This is a genomic window from Nocardia sp. NBC_01503, from assembly GCF_036327755.1.
In the GTDB taxonomy this organism is placed as follows: Bacteria; Actinomycetota; Actinomycetes; order Mycobacteriales; family Mycobacteriaceae; genus Nocardia.
In genome coordinates this window covers 2,553,237-2,569,996 of sequence record NZ_CP109596.1, presented here as the reverse complement: position 1 = coordinate 2,569,996, position 16,760 = coordinate 2,553,237, and the positions used below count along the sequence as shown (strand labels likewise).

General features: G+C 65.2%; 16 protein-coding genes. 9 read left to right on the top strand and 7 right to left on the bottom strand.

Going from position 1 to position 16,760, the window contains the following annotated elements:
- Positions 1–50: 50 nt before the first annotated feature.
- The 5 genes from OHB26_RS11545 (at position 51) to OHB26_RS11525 (ending at position 5,441) form a co-directional block, all read left to right on the top strand.
- Entirely contained in the window at positions 51–947 is an 897-nt protein-coding gene (locus OHB26_RS11545) for a L,D-transpeptidase (protein WP_442942915.1), read from the top strand.
- A gap of 262 nt (positions 948–1,209) precedes the next feature.
- A complete protein-coding gene (locus tag OHB26_RS11540) occupies positions 1,210–2,139 on the top strand; it encodes a carbohydrate ABC transporter permease (RefSeq protein ID WP_330184172.1) in 930 nt (309 codons plus the stop codon).
- 59 nt (positions 2,140–2,198) lie between these two features.
- On the top strand, positions 2,199–2,990 hold the full coding sequence (locus tag OHB26_RS11535) for a carbohydrate ABC transporter permease (protein WP_330185591.1): 792 nt from the start codon (positions 2,199–2,201) through the stop codon (positions 2,988–2,990).
- 19 nt (positions 2,991–3,009) lie between these two features.
- Complete coding sequence (locus OHB26_RS11530; protein ID WP_330184171.1) at positions 3,010–4,338, top strand: ABC transporter substrate-binding protein; 1,329 nt, start codon at positions 3,010–3,012, stop codon at positions 4,336–4,338.
- 23 nt (positions 4,339–4,361) lie between these two features.
- The gene (locus tag OHB26_RS11525) at positions 4,362–5,441 is read left to right on the top strand and encodes an ABC transporter ATP-binding protein (RefSeq protein ID WP_330184170.1); all 1,080 of its coding nucleotides are present in this window, start codon (positions 4,362–4,364) and stop codon (positions 5,439–5,441) included.
- A 639-nt stretch (positions 5,442–6,080) separates the two neighbouring features.
- Here the strand turns inward: OHB26_RS11525 and OHB26_RS11520 are convergent.
- From OHB26_RS11520 to OHB26_RS11510, 3 genes are all read right to left on the bottom strand, one after another.
- Positions 6,081–8,063: a M13 family metallopeptidase gene (locus OHB26_RS11520; RefSeq protein WP_330184169.1), complete on the bottom strand. Its 1,983-nt coding sequence runs from the start codon at positions 8,061–8,063 to the stop codon at positions 6,081–6,083.
- A 62-nt stretch (positions 8,064–8,125) separates the two neighbouring features.
- Complete coding sequence (locus OHB26_RS11515) at positions 8,126–8,506, bottom strand: DUF397 domain-containing protein (protein ID WP_330184168.1); 381 nt, start codon at positions 8,504–8,506, stop codon at positions 8,126–8,128.
- 31 nt (positions 8,507–8,537) lie between these two features.
- Complete coding sequence (locus OHB26_RS11510; protein ID WP_330184167.1) at positions 8,538–9,389, bottom strand: Scr1 family TA system antitoxin-like transcriptional regulator; 852 nt, start codon at positions 9,387–9,389, stop codon at positions 8,538–8,540.
- A 90-nt stretch (positions 9,390–9,479) separates the two neighbouring features.
- Between OHB26_RS11510 and OHB26_RS11505 the strand changes: the two genes are divergently transcribed.
- Complete coding sequence (locus OHB26_RS11505) at positions 9,480–9,953, top strand: hypothetical protein (protein ID WP_330184166.1); 474 nt, start codon at positions 9,480–9,482, stop codon at positions 9,951–9,953.
- Positions 9,954–9,962: 9 nt separating this feature from the next.
- Here OHB26_RS11505 and OHB26_RS11500 read toward each other — a convergent pair whose 3' ends face one another.
- Together OHB26_RS11500 and OHB26_RS11495 are read right to left on the bottom strand one after the other, a co-directional pair.
- Positions 9,963–10,466, bottom strand: a complete 504-nt coding sequence (locus tag OHB26_RS11500) for a DUF4190 domain-containing protein (protein WP_330184165.1) — start codon at positions 10,464–10,466, stop codon at positions 9,963–9,965.
- A 67-nt stretch (positions 10,467–10,533) separates the two neighbouring features.
- Positions 10,534–11,313 (bottom strand): pirin family protein, encoded by a 780-nt coding sequence (locus OHB26_RS11495; protein WP_330184164.1) that lies wholly within the window; start codon positions 11,311–11,313, stop codon positions 10,534–10,536.
- A 224-nt stretch (positions 11,314–11,537) separates the two neighbouring features.
- Here OHB26_RS11495 and OHB26_RS11490 point away from each other — a divergent pair, with 224 nt between their 5' ends.
- The 3 genes from OHB26_RS11490 (at position 11,538) to OHB26_RS11480 (ending at position 15,027) form a co-directional block, all read left to right on the top strand.
- Positions 11,538–12,008 (top strand): NUDIX hydrolase, encoded by a 471-nt coding sequence (locus tag OHB26_RS11490; protein ID WP_330184163.1) that lies wholly within the window; start codon positions 11,538–11,540, stop codon positions 12,006–12,008.
- Positions 12,009–12,079: 71 nt separating this feature from the next.
- Complete coding sequence (locus OHB26_RS11485; RefSeq protein WP_330184162.1) at positions 12,080–13,471, top strand: MFS transporter; 1,392 nt, start codon at positions 12,080–12,082, stop codon at positions 13,469–13,471.
- Positions 13,444–15,027, top strand: a complete 1,584-nt coding sequence (locus OHB26_RS11480; protein WP_330184161.1) for a DUF4185 domain-containing protein — start codon at positions 13,444–13,446, stop codon at positions 15,025–15,027. Before OHB26_RS11485 ends, OHB26_RS11480 begins: the two co-directional genes overlap by 28 nt.
- A 14-nt stretch (positions 15,028–15,041) precedes the next feature.
- On the opposite strand, the gene OHB26_RS11475 is transcribed toward OHB26_RS11480, so the two are convergent.
- Together OHB26_RS11475 and OHB26_RS11470 are read right to left on the bottom strand one after the other, a co-directional pair.
- Positions 15,042–15,896, bottom strand: coding sequence for a biotin-dependent carboxyltransferase family protein (locus tag OHB26_RS11475; RefSeq protein WP_330184160.1), 855 nt, complete (start codon positions 15,894–15,896; stop codon positions 15,042–15,044).
- 49 nt (positions 15,897–15,945) lie between these two features.
- Positions 15,946–16,656: a 5-oxoprolinase subunit B family protein gene (locus tag OHB26_RS11470; protein ID WP_330184159.1), complete on the bottom strand. Its 711-nt coding sequence runs from the start codon at positions 16,654–16,656 to the stop codon at positions 15,946–15,948.
- Positions 16,657–16,760 lie beyond the last annotated feature (104 nt).

Sequence of the window (16,760 nt, the reverse complement as noted above, 5' to 3'; positions counted from 1 at the left end):
AGCTCTGCCCGCGATCTGCGTATGAACAAGGATCGGAAGGACACCTAGCTGTGCGCATCACCCGGTATGGACTGATTTCCCTCGCCGCCATCGCGGCGACCGGAGCCGTGGTGGCCGCGCCCGCCTCAGCCGCCCCGCTATGGCCGGGCGGCCCGGAAGTTCCGGGTGTGCCCTCCGCCGTCATGCCGCAGCCCGTCCCAGGCGATCTGCCGACCGCGCCCGGCGCGAGCTCGCCGCTGCCGCCCTCGAACTTCACCGCCCCGAACATCACGCCCGGCGACGGTGACGTGGTCGGTGTGGCCCAGCCGGTCATCATCAACTTCAAGGAGCCGGTGAGCGATCACGCCGCCGCCGAGAAATCCATTCGCATCACCTCCACCAACAAGGTGGACGGCCACTTCTACTGGCGCGGTGACAGCCAGGTGCGCTGGCGGCCCGAGGAGTTCTGGCCGTCCGGCTCCAAGGTCACCGTCGAGGCGGGTGGCACCAAGGTCGCCTACGAGATCGGCGACGAGTTCATCGCCACCGCCGACGACACCACCCACGAAATCGTGGTCACCCGCAATGGCGAGGTGGTCCGGACCATGCCCACCTCCATGGGCAAGACCGGGCACGAGACCCCGAACGGCACCTATATCGTCAGCGAGCGCAATCGCAAGATGATCATGGATTCCTCCACCTACGGGGTGCCCACCACCGCACCCGAGGGCTACAAGCTCGAGGTCGAGTACGCCACCCGCATGTCCAACAGCGGTATCTTCGTGCACGCCGCGCCGTGGAGCGTTGCGCAGCAGGGTAAGTCGAACTCCTCGCACGGCTGCCTGAACGTCTCGACCGAGGACGCCAAGTGGTTCATGGACAATGTGAAGAAGGGTGACCCGGTGGTTGTGAAGAACACCGCGGGCGGCACCCTGAGCACCAGCGACGGCTGGGGTGACTGGAACTGATAGTTCCGGCCCAGGCCGACAAGAGCTTTCGAACGCCTCGCCCGTATCGGGCGGGGCGTTCGTGCGTCAGGTGTACAGAATTGGAAATTGGAAATTCTGTTTTCGGTCTTGAAAGAGACTGGGCAGCCTTACGATTCGCCTCATGTCCGCGCCACCCGCGGGTGCGCCCGGTGAACAGTCGGTGGCATCCGCGCGCCGACTATTCAACCGGGCGGCATCCAGTCGTTACCGGCTAGTCGCAAGCAACCGCCACGCTGCGCGGGTGAGATCGAGGCCCGAACGAGTACTACCGCAACCCCCGGGGCGCGGCTGGCGAAGCAGACCGTGGCAGGACTACGCGCTCTTCTTTGTGCTCGTCGCGCCAAACCTGGTGTTGCTTTCGGTATTCGTATACCGGCCGCTGATCGACAATATCCGGCTGTCGTTCTTCGACTGGAATATCTCCGACACCACGTCGACCTTTGTCGGCCTCTCCAACTACCAGGAGTGGTGGGGCCGCGACGACTCATGGCAAATTGTAAGCAACACAGTCGTATTCACGCTCGCGGCAGTTGTGGGCAGTATGGTGCTGGGTTTGGCACTGGCCCTGCTGCTCGACCGGAAGCTGTTCGGGCGCAATGTGGTCCGCTCCGCGGTCTTCGCCCCGTTCGTCATCTCCGGCGCGGCCATCGGTGTGGCCTTCCAATTCATCTTCGATCCCGGCTTCGGCCTGGTGCAGGATGTACTGCACAAACTCGGCGTGGAGAAGGCCCCGGACTTCTACCAGGATCCGCACTGGGCGCTGTTCATGGTGACCGTCACCTACCTGTGGAAGAACATCGGCTACACCTTCGTCATCTATCTGGCCGCGCTGCAGGGCATTCGGACCGATCTGATGGAGGCCGCCGAGATCGACGGCGCGAGCCGCTGGACCACCTTCACCCGGGTGCTACTGCCACAGCTGCGGCCCACCACCTTCTTCCTCTCCATCACGGTGCTGCTGAATTCGCTGCAGGTCTTCGACATCATCTACTCGATGACCCGCGGCGGGCCGCTCGGCACCGGCACCACCACCATGGTGGTCCAGGTCTATCGCGAATCCTTCGTCAACTTCCGGGCCGGTTACGGCGCGACCGTCGCCACCATCATGTTCGTGGTGCTGCTGATCGTCACGCTGCTCCAGGTCCGGATCATGGATCGGGGCGAACAGTGACCGACCGGCTCAATCGGCTCGACAATGCCTTCTGGGCAAAGTTTTTCGGCTACGCGGCCATGGTGTGCGTGCTGATCGTCATCGGGGTGCCGCTGTTCTGGCTGCTCATCACCTCGTTCAAGACCCGCGGCGATATCTACGTGCAGCCGGCGGTGTACTGGCCGCGCACCTGGCATGCGGAGAACTACAGCGAGGCCACCACCACCCTGCCGTTCTGGACGTTCCTGCGGAATTCGGTGATCGTCACCCTGACGGTGGCATCGGTGAAATTCGTTCTCGGCGTGCTCAGCGCGTACGGTCTGGTCTTCCTGCGGTTCCCCGGCAAGAACGTGGTGTTCCTGGTGATCATCGCGGCGCTCATGGTGCCCAATCAGATCACCGTCATCTCCAACTACGCACTGGTCGCGCAGCTCGGCTGGCGAAATACTCTGCAGGGCATCATCATCCCGCTGTGCGGGGTCGCCTTCGGCACCTTCCTGATGCGCAACCATTTCCTGTCCCTGCCCGCCGAAGTCATCGAAGCGGCACGCATGGACGGCGCGCGCTGGTGGCGGCTGCTGACCCGCGTGGTGCTGCCCATGTCCGGGCCGACCATGGTGGCCTTCGCGGTGATCACACTGGTCAACGAGTGGAACGAATACCTGTGGCCGTTCCTCATGGCAGACGGCCCGAATGTCGCCACGCTGCCCGTCGGCCTCACCCTGCTGCAGAACACCGAGAACCCGAGCGTCACCAACTGGGGTCCGGTCATGGCCGGAACCCTGCTCACCATGCTCCCCATCCTCATCGTCTTCCTCGCACTACAGCGTCACATGATCAAGGGCCTCACCTCCGGTGCGGTCAAGGGTTAAGTCCCAGAAGGAGATTCCAGTGTCCGACTCCCGATTTCCCGCGCTGTCTCGACGCGGGTTCCTCGGCCTCGCCGGTGCCACCGCGGCCGGGCTGACGCTGACCGCCTGCGCCGGATCCGGCGGCGGCAGCAAGCAGGGTGGTGACTCGAACACCATCACCTTCTGGTCCAACCACCCGGGCACCTCCAAGGAGCTGGAGACCGAGCTCATCAACCGGTTCCAGGCCAAGTACCCGGATCTGAAGGTCAACCTGGTCGACGCGGGCAAGAACTACGAGGAGGTGTCGCAGAAGTTCAACGCGGCGCTCTCCGGCGGTGAACTCCCCGATGTCGTTGTGCTGTCCGATGTCTGGTGGTTCAACTACGCGCTGAACGGAACCATCGAACCGCTGGACTCGCACTTCGGTTCCGCCGGTGTGAAACTCGACGACTACGTCGACTCGCTGGCCAATGACTACAAGTTCAACAACAAGCACTACGCATTGCCGTACGCGCGCTCGACCCAGGTCTTCTACTACAACAAGGATGTCTGGTCCAAGGCCGGACTGCCGGACCGCGGCCCGAACACCTGGCAGGAATTCGACGAGTGGGGCCCGAAGATCCAGGGCGTCATGGGCGGCGACAAGTGGGCGCACGGCTGGGGTGACGCCAAGAACTACCTGGCCTGGACCTTCCAGGGCCCGATGTGGACCTTCGGCGGCGGCTACTCCGACGACTGGAAGCTGAAGTTCGGCGACCCCAAGTCGATCGAGGCCGGCAAGTTCTTCAGCGACATGATCAATGTGAAGAAGTACGCGAGCATCCGCCCGCAGATCGCCACCGAATTCGGCACCGGCATTCTCGGCTCCACCATCGCCTCCACCGGTGATCTCAAGGGCATCATGAAGAACGCCGAGGGCAAGCTGACCGTCGGCACCGCCTTCCTGCCGCATCCGAACGGCGCGGGGGCCACCACCGGTGGTGCGGGCCTGGCGATTCCGTCGCGAATCTCGGACTCGCGCAAGGAGAACGCGCTCAAGTTCATCGAGTTCATCACCAATGCGGCCAATACCGCGTACTTCTCGCAGGGCACCGGATACATGCCGGTCCGCAAGTCGGCGCTGCAGGATCCGAGCGAGCTGGACTTCCTGGCCAAGAACCCGAACTCCAAGACGGCCATCGATCAGCTCGCGGTGACCAAGTCCCAGGACTTCGCGCGCGTCTTCGTGCCCGGCGGTGACCAGATCATCGGCACCGGTATGGAGCAGATCGGCCTGCAGAACCGCGATGTCACTTCGGCTTTCGCGGATATCAGCAGCCAGCTGCAGACCATTATCGACCGGCAGATCACCCCCAAGCTGCCCAAGTAGTACCTAGTTAGGAGACCCGCCGCATGGCGACTGTGCAGTTCGAGGGTGTTTCCCTCAGTTATCCGGGTGCGCCGCGTCCCGCGGTCGAAGACCTGAGCTTGGAGATCGCCGACGGCGAATTCCTGGTGCTGGTCGGACCGTCGGGCTGCGGTAAATCCACCAGTCTGCGCATGCTGGCGGGTCTGGAGGCGGTGTCCGCCGGGCGGATTCGCATCGGCGGCCTCGATGTCACGGGGCTGCCGCCGCGGTCCCGCGATGTGGCCATGGTCTTCCAGAGCTACGCGCTCTACCCGAATATGACGGTGGCCGAGAATATGGGATTCGCGCTCCGCAATGCGGGAATGAGCAAGGCGGACACCCTGATTCAGGTCAAGGAAGCCGCCGCCATGCTCGAGCTGGAAGACCTCCTCGACCGCAAACCCGCCAAACTCTCCGGCGGCCAGCGCCAACGCGTGGCCATGGGTCGCGCCATCGTGCGCCGCCCGCAGGTCTTCTGCATGGACGAGCCGCTCTCGAATCTCGATGCGAAACTGCGGGTTTCGACCCGCTCGCAGATCGCGGCCCTGCAGAAGCGCCTGGGCACCACCACCGTCTACGTTACCCACGACCAGGTCGAAGCCATGACCATGGGCCATCGGGTGGCGGTCATGAAAGACGGCCAACTCCAGCAGATCGCCGCGCCGCGCGAGCTCTACGACAACCCGGTGAACACCTTCGTCGCCGGTTTCATCGGTTCCCCCGGCATGAACCTGCTCACCGCCCCCATCCGCGAGGGTGCCGCCGTGCTCAACGACCTGCATATCCCGTTGCCGCACAAGGTCTCCGGAGACAAAGTGGTCGTCGGCATTCGGCCCGAGTCGTGGGAGGTCACCACCGATCCGGAGAACTCCCTGGCGGTAGAGGTGGAGCTGCTCGAAGAGCTGGGCGCCGAATCCTTCCTCTACTCCCACGGCATCACCGACGAATGGTCCAGCCGCTCCGGCCGAGTGGTCGCCCGCGTGGACCGCCGCTTCCAGGTGGCGCTGGGAGACAAGCTCCACCTCACCCCGAAGCAGGACGAACTCTTTCTCTTCGACGCTGAAACCGAACTGCGGATTTCGTAGCGGGGCACACCGGGATGTACCCGGGGCCTTCGTAGCCGAATACCGTACGGGACATTACGTTCCAGCCGGGTTCGGAAGAATGCCACGATTCTTCAGCGTGGGAACCTCGCCTGCCGTACCCGACTTTCGCTCCCCCCTCAGGCGCGAATACTCACGACCCAGCCTGGCCGGGTAGCCGTGGTCCCGATCTCGAGCAAAGACACAAACCCCAAAGACCAAAACCCCCAAAAACCCCACCCCCCAAGCCATCACACCCCCTGTCTAACCCGCACACCCCTTGTACGGGGTGTGATCCCAGTACACGGGGTGTGATGGCCCTGTGTCAGTGGTGCGGTCACCTCGGAAGCGGGGTACGGGCACCCCGAGACGCCTCACCTTGCCCGGATTGTCTACTTCGAGTGGGTGATTCTTCTCGTCCTGGCGTCTTGTGTCTTGTTGTTCTTGTCTTTCGTCGTTGTGGTTCTGAAGGTTCCCACAGCCAGCCGGCCAGGCTGGGAGGTGAGAGTGCGGCTCCCCATGGGGGAGCCGAAGCGGGGTACGGCAGACGAGGTAACCACTCCGAAAATTCGTGGCCTTCTGCCGAACCCCGCTGGAACCGAAGGTGATCCACCTGACCGTGCTACGAAGGCCCCGGGGCCATCACCAGATCTTCACGCGCTCCGCCGGATCCAGGTAGAGCTCATCACCCGGCTTCACGTCGAACGCTTCGTGGAAGCTGTCCAGGTTGCGGACCACCCCGTTGCAGCGGAACTCCGGCGGGGAGTGCGGGTCCACGGCGAGGCGGCGGATGGCCTCCTCCTGGCGGGCTTTGGTGCGCCAGACCTGCGCCCAGCCGAAGAAGACGCGCTGCAGACCGGTCAATCCGTCCAGGACCGGAATCTCCTTGCCTTCCATGGCGATTTCGTACGCGGCCAGCGCGATGGTGAGGCCGCCCAGATCGCCGATATTCTCACCGATGGTGAATTCGCCATTGACCGTATGGTCATCGGAGAGGTCCTTGGGGGAGAAGGCGTTGTACTGGTCGATCAAAGCCTTGGTGCGCTTACCGAATTCGGTGCGATCGGACTCGGTCCACCAGTCGATCATATTGCCGTCACCGTCGTACTTCGAACCCTGATCGTCGAAGCCGTGGCCGATCTCATGACCGATGACCGCGCCGATACCACCGTAATTGGCGGCGTCGTCGGCGTTCATATCGAAGAACGGCGGCTGCAGAATCGCGGCCGGGAAGACGATCTCGTTCATGCCCGGGTTGTAGTACGCGTTCACGGTCTGCGGGGTCATGAACCATTCGCCGCGATCCACCGCGCCGCCCAGCTTCGCCAGATCCCGATCGTGTTCTGCCGCATAGCCACTGCGGTAGTTGCCGACCACATCGGCGGGATCGACGGTGATCGCCGAGTAGTCCCGCCACTCGTCCGGGTAACCGATCTTCGGGGTGAACTTCTCCAACTTGGCCAGGGCCGCCTGCCGGGTGTCCGGACCCATCCACTCCAGATCGGCGATATTGCGGCGGTACGCCTCCTGCAGATTCTCCACCAGCTCGACCATGCGGGCCTTGGCGGCGGGCGGGAAGTGCCGGGCCACATACAGTTTGCCGACGGCCTCGCCCAGCAGATCCTGCACCAGCGAGACACCGCGCTTCCAGCGCTCGCGATTCTCCGGTGCACCGGTCAGCGTGCGACCGTAGAAGTCGAAGCTCTCCTGCACCAGGTCATCGGTGAGGTAGGCGGCGCGGGCCTTCACCACACGCCAGGCCGCCCACGCCTGCCAATCCGCCTGCGCCTCCGAGGCCCACAGCCGTGCGAAGGTGCGCACATAATCCGGCTGCCGCACCACGACCTCGGCGAAAAGGTCCGGACCGGAGCGGTCCAGGCCCTCGGCGAGCGCGGAAGTCCAGGCATTCCAGTCGAATTCGGGGTTATCGGCGGCCAGGGCGTCGAAAGTGGTGAGGTTGTAGCTCTTCTCGGCGTCGCGGCGGCGGACCACATCCCAATGACCCTGCGCCAGCTTCTTTTCCAGCTCGAATACCCGGCGCGCGTCGTAATCCAGACCGGCCAATGCGAACATGCGGCCGATATGCGCGACGTACTTCTCGCGGATCTCGGCGTACTCGTCCTTGTGGTAGTACGACTCGTCGGGCAGGCCGATACCGGACTGCGAGGTGTGCACCAGATAGCGCTCGGAGTTCTTGTCGTCGGTATCGACGTAGAACGCCATCGCACCACCCACACCGGTGCGCTGGTGCCGTCCGATGAGCGCGGCGAATTCGCTCGGATCGCTCACCCGGGCAATGGCGGCGAGTTCACCGGCGATGGGGGTGAGCCCCGCGGCCGTAATGGCGGCGGTGTCCATGAAGCTGTTGTACAGGTCGCCGATCTTGCGCTCTTCGCTGCCGGCGGCGGCATCGGAGGCGGCAGCCTCCTGGATTATCTGCTGCACATCGCGCTCGGCCTGGTCGTAGAGCGTGCGGAAGGCGCCGTCCACCGCCCGATCCGACGGTATGTCGTATTTATCCAGCCATTCGCCGTTGACGTGCGCGAACAGGTCGTCCTGCACCCGCACGCCCTCGTTGCGGAAGGACAGATCGATACCGGAGGGAGGCGTCAGCTGCGAAGTCACGCCCTCCAGTATGCCGATCGCGGCGCGGCTGCGGCGGGATCACGCGGAGAGCGAAAACAAGATCAGGCGGCGAGTGGAATTCGATCGAACTCGCCATCGCGGACCCCGGCCAGGAAGGCCTCCCATTCGCCAGGGGTGTAGACGAGACCGATCTCCCCGGACCGGAGTGTGGTGAATCCGTCCGCGGCGGTGTGCGCGGTGAGGGTGGTTACGCCGCCGGGGTTATCCCGCAGGATTGTCAGGAAGGACATCCATTCGACTGCGCTGACGGTGATGACGGGCTCGTCGAGTGCGCTGTTGGCCGGATTTCGCCGGTACTTGCTGTCACGGACGAACACCGCCGCACCATCGAATCGGACCTCTACACACTGATTTCCGTTATTCGTGCGGGTCGACGTGAACCAGCCGGTGGATTCCGGTTGATACTTCGCGGTTTCTAGCATGGGCAGCATATTACCGTCTCGCATGTGTCTCCTACCCTTGCGAATAACTCATGATCAATTCCAAAGATTCTGCACGACTGAGAGATTGGTCGAGTGCACGCACAAATGCGAAATCAAGATCGCGAATCAACTCCGGATCATCCACTGCCCCACCGAAAACCGCGCTCTCCACCCAGCCGAAGGTATGCAGCGCCGTCGAAGAGAAATCCAGTAGATGGAAACTGGAGCCGCCGAGAATCGCACCGCGGGTGGCGGCGAACGGAATCACCCGCACCGTCACCGAATCCAGTTCGTCCAAGAGTGTTGCCAGGTGTTCCAGTTGTCCCCGAAGGACTTTCGGGCCGCCGATCTGCTGCATGAGCGTGGCCTCGCCGATGACGGCGGTCAGCTCCGGCCGATCGGCGTCGCGTAATCGTTGCTGTCTGCGCATCCGAATCGCCACCAACTGCTCCACCTGCACCGGGCGGATCATGACATCGGCACTGATGAGCGCCCGGCTGTACTCCTCGGTCTGCAGCAACCCGGGAATGACCAGCGAGTCGTAGCTGCGGATGCTCTCCGCACCGAACTCCATACCGTAGTAGCGCTGTAGCTCCGAACCGATCAGCGCCGAGGATTTGGCCCACCAGCCGCGTTCCTTACTGGCGGTGAGCAATTCGAGGAGTTCGTCCCGCTCCTCACCATCGACCTCCAACAGCTCCAGTACCGGGCCGATGGTGGTGGCGGTCAGAACTCTGCGGCCCTTCTCCACATGGGACCAGTTGGCCGGGGTGAAGCCGACCCGCTTGGCGAAGGTCGCCGAATCGAAGCCGCGCTGCTCGCGCAGCTCCCGTAATCGCAGTACCAGTTCCCACCGGGCCACGGTGGGTGATACGGGTGCCATGACTGCTGATGCTACGCCCCCAACTCACCGGCGTGTGACTATTGTCATACCGATTGCGGGAGAATAGGGTCGGTAGCAGGAGGTTCGCCAATGAGCGCGCTGGACCCGTCCTCGTACACCGCCACCCAGGAGGCGCTGGCCCGCTGCCGGCGCTACCGCAAGGAGCATGGCCTATACGGGATAGTCGACTTCGCGCTGGGCCGAATCATGTTGGAGGTCGGCTCCGTCGGAGCCGTCACCATGCCCGCCGACCTGGGCCGCCGGGTCCGCGACCACCTGCTGGCGCGCCAGCGCTGCGGACCGGTCATCAGTCATCCGCGGTCCGGGCGCTGGACCTTCCTGACCGGCCCCACCGACGACTCCTACCTCGACAGCGCGCTCTTCTCGGACCTGTTCCGGGATTGCGCGGCGGTGGCGCTGCCCGGTAGCCACATCGTGCTGCCCTCCCCGGCCGATGAGCACAGCGGCTACCGCGCGTGGATCTGCCCGCCCGCCAGCGACTTTCGGCCCGAGCTCGCAGAAGTCGTCAGCGCCACCCGGGAATGCCGTCCGGTACAGCACTGACCGGGCGCGTCAGGGGGTCGGCGCGGGCGTCAGCGTAATGCTCAACTTGTTCTCCAGGTTGTCCCTGAACTGGTCCTGGCACTGCTGCACCTTGGTCTGATCACCACCGGCCTTGCTGATGCAGTCCACCAGATCGTCACCGCCGTTGTCCTTGAACACGATCCACACGAAAATGCCGATCACGATGCCGCCGATCAGGCTCAATACGCCCAGGATCAGACCGGCCACCGCCATACCGAAGCCACCCGCCGTACCGCGACGCGCCTTCAGCATCGCGATCAGGCCGAAGATCGCCGCGAGCAGACCGAAGAAGACACCGACGATGGTGAGAATGATGGTGAAATCCAGCAGCACCGCGAGGATGCCGAGCACCAGCGCGGTCACCGCCAGGCCCTTGCCCTTGGGCGACTCCTGCCAATACTGCTGCGGCGGCTGACCACCGGGCGGCGGATAACCGCCAGGCGGGGGCGCGGGGTACTCGCCGTAATTACCGGGGGGCGGGTACTGCGACATGGGCGTCGTCCTTCCGTCGGGTGCTGCTCCCGGTATCGCCAACGCTGTGAGCAGGCGTTAACGCATGCTATTGCCCGCCGAGGCGCGCATGCATCTCCCACACCAGGATCTCCGACGGCAGGTTCGCGGTCACCCGTTGACCGCCACTGCGCGCCATCCGCACGGCATCACCCTCGTAGAGCGTGCCGACCCCCTCCAACTCCACCTCACCGCGCGCGACGAACAGGTGCAGATAGGGCGACTCCGGTAGTCGAACCTCCGGCGACTCCGCCGCACCCGGCATCCGGGCCACGTGCAGGGCCGAATGACTGCTGCCGATGGCGATGGCCGTGCGATCGCGGTATCTGGGCAGGCCCGACGCGACCGTCACCAGTGCGCCGCGCGCCAACTCGTCGTCGACCTCGAGCTGCTGATAACCCGGATTCAGACCGGGTTCATCCGGCACCACCCACATCTGGACGAAATGCACCGGTTCCTCGTGTGCGGGCGCGGTACTGATCCGCCACGAATCGTTCTTCTCCGAATGCAGAATCCCCGAACCCGCGCTCATCCGCTGCGCCAGGCCCGGATAGATCACGCCGTTATGACCCAGCGAATCCTGATGTACCAGGCTGCCGCTGAGCACCCAGGTGACGATTTCCATATCGCGGTGGGGATGAGTCTCGAACCCCTCACCCGGCAACACGATGTCCTCGTTGTTCACCAGCAAAAGCCCATGATGGGTGTTCTCGGGATCGTAATGTTCCCCGAACGAGAACGAATGCTTCGAATCCAGCCACGCCACACGAGTTTTCATGCGGTCGCCGCCACGATGGACATCGATGTGTGGTGTCGTGAGCGTGGACACCGCCCTACTCCTCTCACCGGCGTGCACCGATCAGAATCCAGGGTAGGGGCACATTCGGCGCCCCGGGCTGAACTCCGGGTTAAATGTTAACTTGCGTGCCGCGCCATCCGTACGCCGCCTACCAGGCAGGACAGCAGGGCGCTATTGTTCACACCCTGCCGACGGGGTGCGGTCGGCGACCGTATCATGATGTGCCGCAAGTGAAACCGGAGGGAGAGCAAGGGATGCGACCCGACGTACTCGCGGGCATCGAACGCGAACTCCGGCAGCAGGCCAACAGCGAGGGGATCACCCACTTCGTCGTGGGTGTGGCCGTTTTCCGTGGGGGAAAACTCCTGGTCGTACGGCGTGTTGCCGATGATTGTCACGGGGGGATGTATGAACTTCCGGGCGGCGGAGTGGAATCGGGGGAGAGCTTCGCGCAATGCGTGGAGCGCGAACTCTTCGAGGAGACCGGACTGCGCGTACTGCGCATCACCGATGTACTCGGCGGATTCGACTACGCCACCCGCACCAAATCACGAGTACGCAAATACAGCTTCGTAGTCGAAGCCGAAGCGGGAGAGGTCATGCTGGCGCCCGGCGAACACGATCAATTCCAGTGGATCGACGCCGATAGTCTGGACAACCTACCCATGGCGGACGATATGCGAGCGGCCGTATTCGCACTCGTCACCACCCACCCCGCCAGGTGAGCGAACCCGGGATCGAACCGATTGCCACAGCGGGGAACACACCGGAGCGCGGACGGCACAAGCTGGATGGCATGCGGTATGGGCTGAACGGGTTGCGCACCGCGGTACGCGAGAGTCCGGGCGCGCTGCGACTCGCCACCGTGCGATTGGCCGGACAGTTCGGCGACGGCATGTTCCAGGCCGCGCTCTCCGGGGCGATCCTGTTCAATCCGGAGCGCGAAACCGATCCGCTGGCCATCGCCGGCGGCTTCGCCGCACTGCTGCTGCCGTACTCGATCATCGGACCGTACGCGGGCGCGCTGCTGGACCGCTGGGACCGGCGCACGGTCCTGCTCATCGCGAACATGCTGCGCGGTTTGCTGATCGGCGTGACAGCGGCGAGCCTGCTCGCCGGGGTGCGCGAGACGACACTCCTGTTGCTCGCGCTCTCCGTGGTGGGCGTGTCGCGGTTCGTCGGCGCTGGTGTGTCGGCGTCATTGCCACGGGTGCTCGCCCAGCAGCGGCTGGTAGCCACCAATTCGATCCTGGCGACCGTGGCCTCGGGCTGCGCGATCCTCGGCGCGGGCATTTCCTTCGGCATCATCGCCGTCCTCGGCGCGGGCGACACCGCCTCGGCGGTGGCGGTCGCGCTCAGCGCCGCCGGATCGGTCGTGGGCGCGCTGTCAGCGGCCGGATTCCGCAGGCACACACTCGGACCCGATCCGGACGAGCCCGCACCCGACCCCGGCGGACCCGCGGCGCGCAGCGTCGGGACACAGCCCCAAAGCTCGCTGCGGGCCATAGCGGCGGGATTGCGATCCGGTGCCACGGCCGCATGGCATTCGCGCGAGGTCACCACCGCCATGATCGGCATCGCCGCGCATCGGGCCGTCTTCGGCGCCGACACACTGCTCATGGTGCTGGTGCTGCGGCGCGGCTCCGCGACGAGCGGGACCGGCGGGGGCGGGCATCACATCGCAAAATTCAGCGCCGCCATCACCGCCACCGGGGCAGGGATGCTCGCGGCCGCGGTGATCGCGCCCATTCTCATTCCGCGCCTGGGCCGCTCACGCACCGTCGTGGCCGGACTGCTCACCGCCATCGTGGTGCAGTTGACGCTCGTCACGCCCATCACCATCGCGAACGGCACCGGGGAGCGACGCGCCGAACTCTGCCTGCTGGCGGCGGCATTCCTGCTCGGACTGGCCGGGCAGATCATCAAGCTCACCGGCGACGCGGCCATGCAGATCGATATCGACGATCTGCACCGCGGCCAGGTATTCGCCCTGCAGGACACCGTCTTCAACATCACCTACGTGGGCGCGCTGGCCGGGACCGCACTGTGGATTCCGGCCGACGGACGCTCACCGGCGGTGGTGATCGCGGCCGCCGGTGTGTACTGCGCTGGCATTGCCGCCATCGCGCTAATATCGGCTCGATCGAAACCGGGAGACATATGGGATTCCGCACCACCGACGGCCTGATCCTGTCCGGCGTCCTCGCCATCGGCGCGATCATGTTGCCCGCCGCGCCCGCCTCCGCTGTCCCGGCCTGGCAACCGCCGCCGGTGAACAGCTGCGGCGAAACAGGTTTCGATCCGTTGCAGCGGCAGTCCAATCCCGATGGTGGTGCACCGCAACCCGATCCGACGATTCGCATCCAGGTGCCGGTACCGCGGATCACCACCGTCGAGGTACCCGGCCCGAAGCCGGACACCACCCGGATCGATCCCGTCACGCTGCCCGAGGATCCGTGCGCGGCGCCCTGCCCGGACGTGCGGGACAATCCCAAGCCCACGCTGGAAGCCCCGCCGCCGGAGGGCAACCCGACCGGCGCGCCCGCCACCACCACCGCCGCACCGAGCAGCACCAGCTCCGGGGACGGCGCACTGTCGCTGCCCAAGATCGAATTGCTGCCCGAGACCGAACCCATTCCGATCCCGGTCCCCGGCGGTGAACCGCCCGAACCGCAACCGCTGCCCGCCGCCGATGTGCAGCCACCCGCCGCCGCGCCCACCGTGCCGCCGATCGCGCTGCCCAAGGTGGAATCGGTCGATTTGGTCAACCAGGTCACCGGGCACGGCTCGGTCAATCGCACCGATATGCGCTGGGGCGTCGACGGCACCGACCTCGGCCTGATGTGGGAGAACCAGCCCGGCCAGGTCGCCGTCGTCTTCGGCGACACCTTCGGCAAGGGCTGGGAACCCATCGGCGCGGGCACCGGCGAACAGGACTGGCGCAGCAACACCATCGCCTACAGCAGCAATCGCGACCTGTCGCAGGGCCTGCTGCTGGACAACTTCGTCCAGGACACCCGCTGCCACGCCACCGAGATCCTGAACAGCCGCAAGATCCGGAACTACGAGGTCACCACCATCCCCACCTCCGGCTTCGCGGTCGGCGACCGGCAGTACCTGAGCTATATGTCGGTCAACCGGTGGAGCAAGATTCCGGGCATGTGGTGGACCAACCACGGCGGTATCGCCTGGTCCGACGATAACGGGCGCACCTGGACCAAATCCCAATGGGCGCGCTGGGACAACCTGTTCGGGCTCGGCCGCTTCCAGGTCGCGACCATGGTGCCGCAGGGCGATTACGTCTACATGTTCGGCACACCCAATGGGCGCGTGGGCGTCATCGGACTCGGCCGGGTGCCCAAAGACCAGGTATTGAACAAGACCGCCTACCAGTACTGGATCAACGGCACCTGGACCGCCGCCGACGGAGCCAACGAATTACTCGCCACCCCACTGGTTTCCGGCACCGCCAGCGAACTCTCCATCCATTACGACCAGGACAGCCGGCGGTGGCAGATGGTGTACCTGGATCTGCAACGCCACGCGATCGTGCTGCGCACCGCCGCCGAACCGCAGGGCAGCTGGACCGAACCGGTCGCACTGGTGGACACCGACGACTACCCGACGGCGTACGGCGGGTTCATTCATCCGTGGTCGACCGCGAAGGACCTGTACTTCACCGTCTCGGCGTGGAACAGCTACAACGTGTACCTCATGCACGCGAAGATCGATCAGGAGAACTGACAACGGGTTTCGGTTCAGCGGGGGCGGAAGCGGATCGCCTGGCCCGGTCGTGCCTGCGCCACCAGATCCACCTCCGCATCGACCACGACTCCGATCACCGGATAGCCGCCGGTAATCGGATGATCGGCCAGGAACACCACCGGCCGGCCGCTCGGCGGGACCTGAATCGAGCCGAGAACCATTCCCTCCGTGGGCAATTCATCGGATACGCGGCGGTCCAGGCTCGGTCCATGCCGACGATCCAAGCGCGCACCGATCCGATCGGTCTCCGAGGACACCGTCCACTCACCCTCGAAAAGCGCTGTGGCACGGTGGAACCAGTCGTCGCGCGGACCGGGTACCACGTGCACGGTGAGCCGACCGGCATACGGCGGTGGCACCGGAGCCACATCGACGATCGGATATTCGCGCGGCGGCGGGCCGACCGGCAGTAGATCGCCGGCGCGCACCGGGTCCGGGCCGATCCCCGACAGCGTGTCGCGACTACGGGAGCCGAGCACCGCGGGCACCGCGATACCACCGCGCACCGCGACATAACTCCGCAAACCGGTCGAAGCGATGCCCAGCCGAAGCCGTTGTCCCTCTTCGACCTCCAGCACGCTCGCCGAACCCATCGAACGACCGTCGACCGAGATGGGAACGGCGGCACCGGTCACGGCGACGGTGAGATGCCGCTCGGCCAGCAGTTCCAGCCCGCCCAGCAGCACCTCGATCGCGGCCGCCCGCTCGGAATTCCCGACCAGGCGATTGGCCAGACGCAACGAAGCGCGATCGGCCGCGCCCGCGATGCCGACGCCGGAATCGAACCAACCGGGCCGACCCAGATCCTGAATCGTCGCCAGCGGACCCACTCGCTCGACGCGGATCATCGGCGACCAGCCCTTCGACCGTCGACTACGCGGTGGATACCGATGGGCTTCATGCGTGACCCGCCTCCACATCGATGAATTGGACCCGGGTCGCGGCACGGATAAGGGCGGGCGGATCGCGATCCACATCCCAGAGCGGTGCGTCGGTGGTGCCGATCAACCGCCAGCCACCCGGGCTGCGGCGCGGATAGACGGCGGAGTAGCCACCCGCCAGCGCCACCGCTCCGGGTGGAATCGCGGCACGGGATTCCCGGCGGCGCGGGACGGTGAGGCGGCCGTCCGAAGATTCCAGATAACCGAAGCCGGGCGCGAAACCCACGAAGGCGCAACGCCATACAGCGGCGGTGTGCTGCGCGATCACCTCGGCCGGCGTCAGGCCGAGCAGCCGCGCCACCTCGGCGAGGTCCGCGCCGTCGTAGCGGACCGGGATGCGCACCGGCTCATCGTGAAAACCATTGCCGCCCAGCGACTGTTCCGAACGATCGGTCCTGTTCGGCTGCCACCCCGGCAGCGCGCGGCCGCCAACCGCCACCCGGGCCTCCGATTCCAGTTGCGCCAGCAGCATATTCAGCTGCTTCCGCACGGATTCGACGGCGCCCGGTGCGGACAGGGTGACCAGTACCGTCTCCGCGGCGGGCAGCACATCCACCACCCCTTCGGGACGCGATCGCAGCGCCGCCACCAGTTCGACCACCATGGTGCGCACGGGCGGAATCACCAGCAGCGCACGGTCTCCCGCCGCGCGGATTTCACCACCCATGGCAAATCACCCGTCCATGGCGCGGCAGCGTTCGGTGCCACACCAAATCGTTCGCACCACTCACATCGCACCCGCCCGCGCGCCGGGCCGCAGTTCGCGGGGTA

Bases quoted from the DNA above. Each gene is read 5' to 3' on its own strand.
- OHB26_RS11510 (WP_330184167.1), bottom strand. From the start codon at position 9,389: ATGGCACCCGTATCACCCACCGTGGCCCGGTGGGAACTGGTACTGCGA.
- OHB26_RS11470 (WP_330184159.1), bottom strand. From the start codon at position 16,656: ATGGGTGGTGAAATCCGCGCGGCGGGAGACCGTGCGCTGCTGGTGATT.
- OHB26_RS11500 (WP_330184165.1), bottom strand. From the start codon at position 10,466: ATGTCGCAGTACCCGCCCCCCGGTAATTACGGCGAGTACCCCGCGCCC.
- OHB26_RS11535 (WP_330185591.1), top strand. From the start codon at position 2,199: ATGGTGTGCGTGCTGATCGTCATCGGGGTGCCGCTGTTCTGGCTGCTC.
- OHB26_RS11475 (WP_330184160.1), bottom strand. From the start codon at position 15,896: ATGATCCGCGTCGAGCGAGTGGGTCCGCTGGCGACGATTCAGGATCTG.
- OHB26_RS11480 (WP_330184161.1), top strand. From the start codon at position 13,444: ATGGGATTCCGCACCACCGACGGCCTGATCCTGTCCGGCGTCCTCGCC.
- OHB26_RS11505 (WP_330184166.1), top strand. From the start codon at position 9,480: ATGAGCGCGCTGGACCCGTCCTCGTACACCGCCACCCAGGAGGCGCTG.
- OHB26_RS11490 (WP_330184163.1), top strand. From the start codon at position 11,538: ATGCGACCCGACGTACTCGCGGGCATCGAACGCGAACTCCGGCAGCAG.
- OHB26_RS11515 (WP_330184168.1), bottom strand. From the start codon at position 8,506: ATGCTAGAAACCGCGAAGTATCAACCGGAATCCACCGGCTGGTTCACG.
- OHB26_RS11525 (WP_330184170.1), top strand. From the start codon at position 4,362: ATGGCGACTGTGCAGTTCGAGGGTGTTTCCCTCAGTTATCCGGGTGCG.
- OHB26_RS11485 (WP_330184162.1), top strand. From the start codon at position 12,080: ATGCGGTATGGGCTGAACGGGTTGCGCACCGCGGTACGCGAGAGTCCG.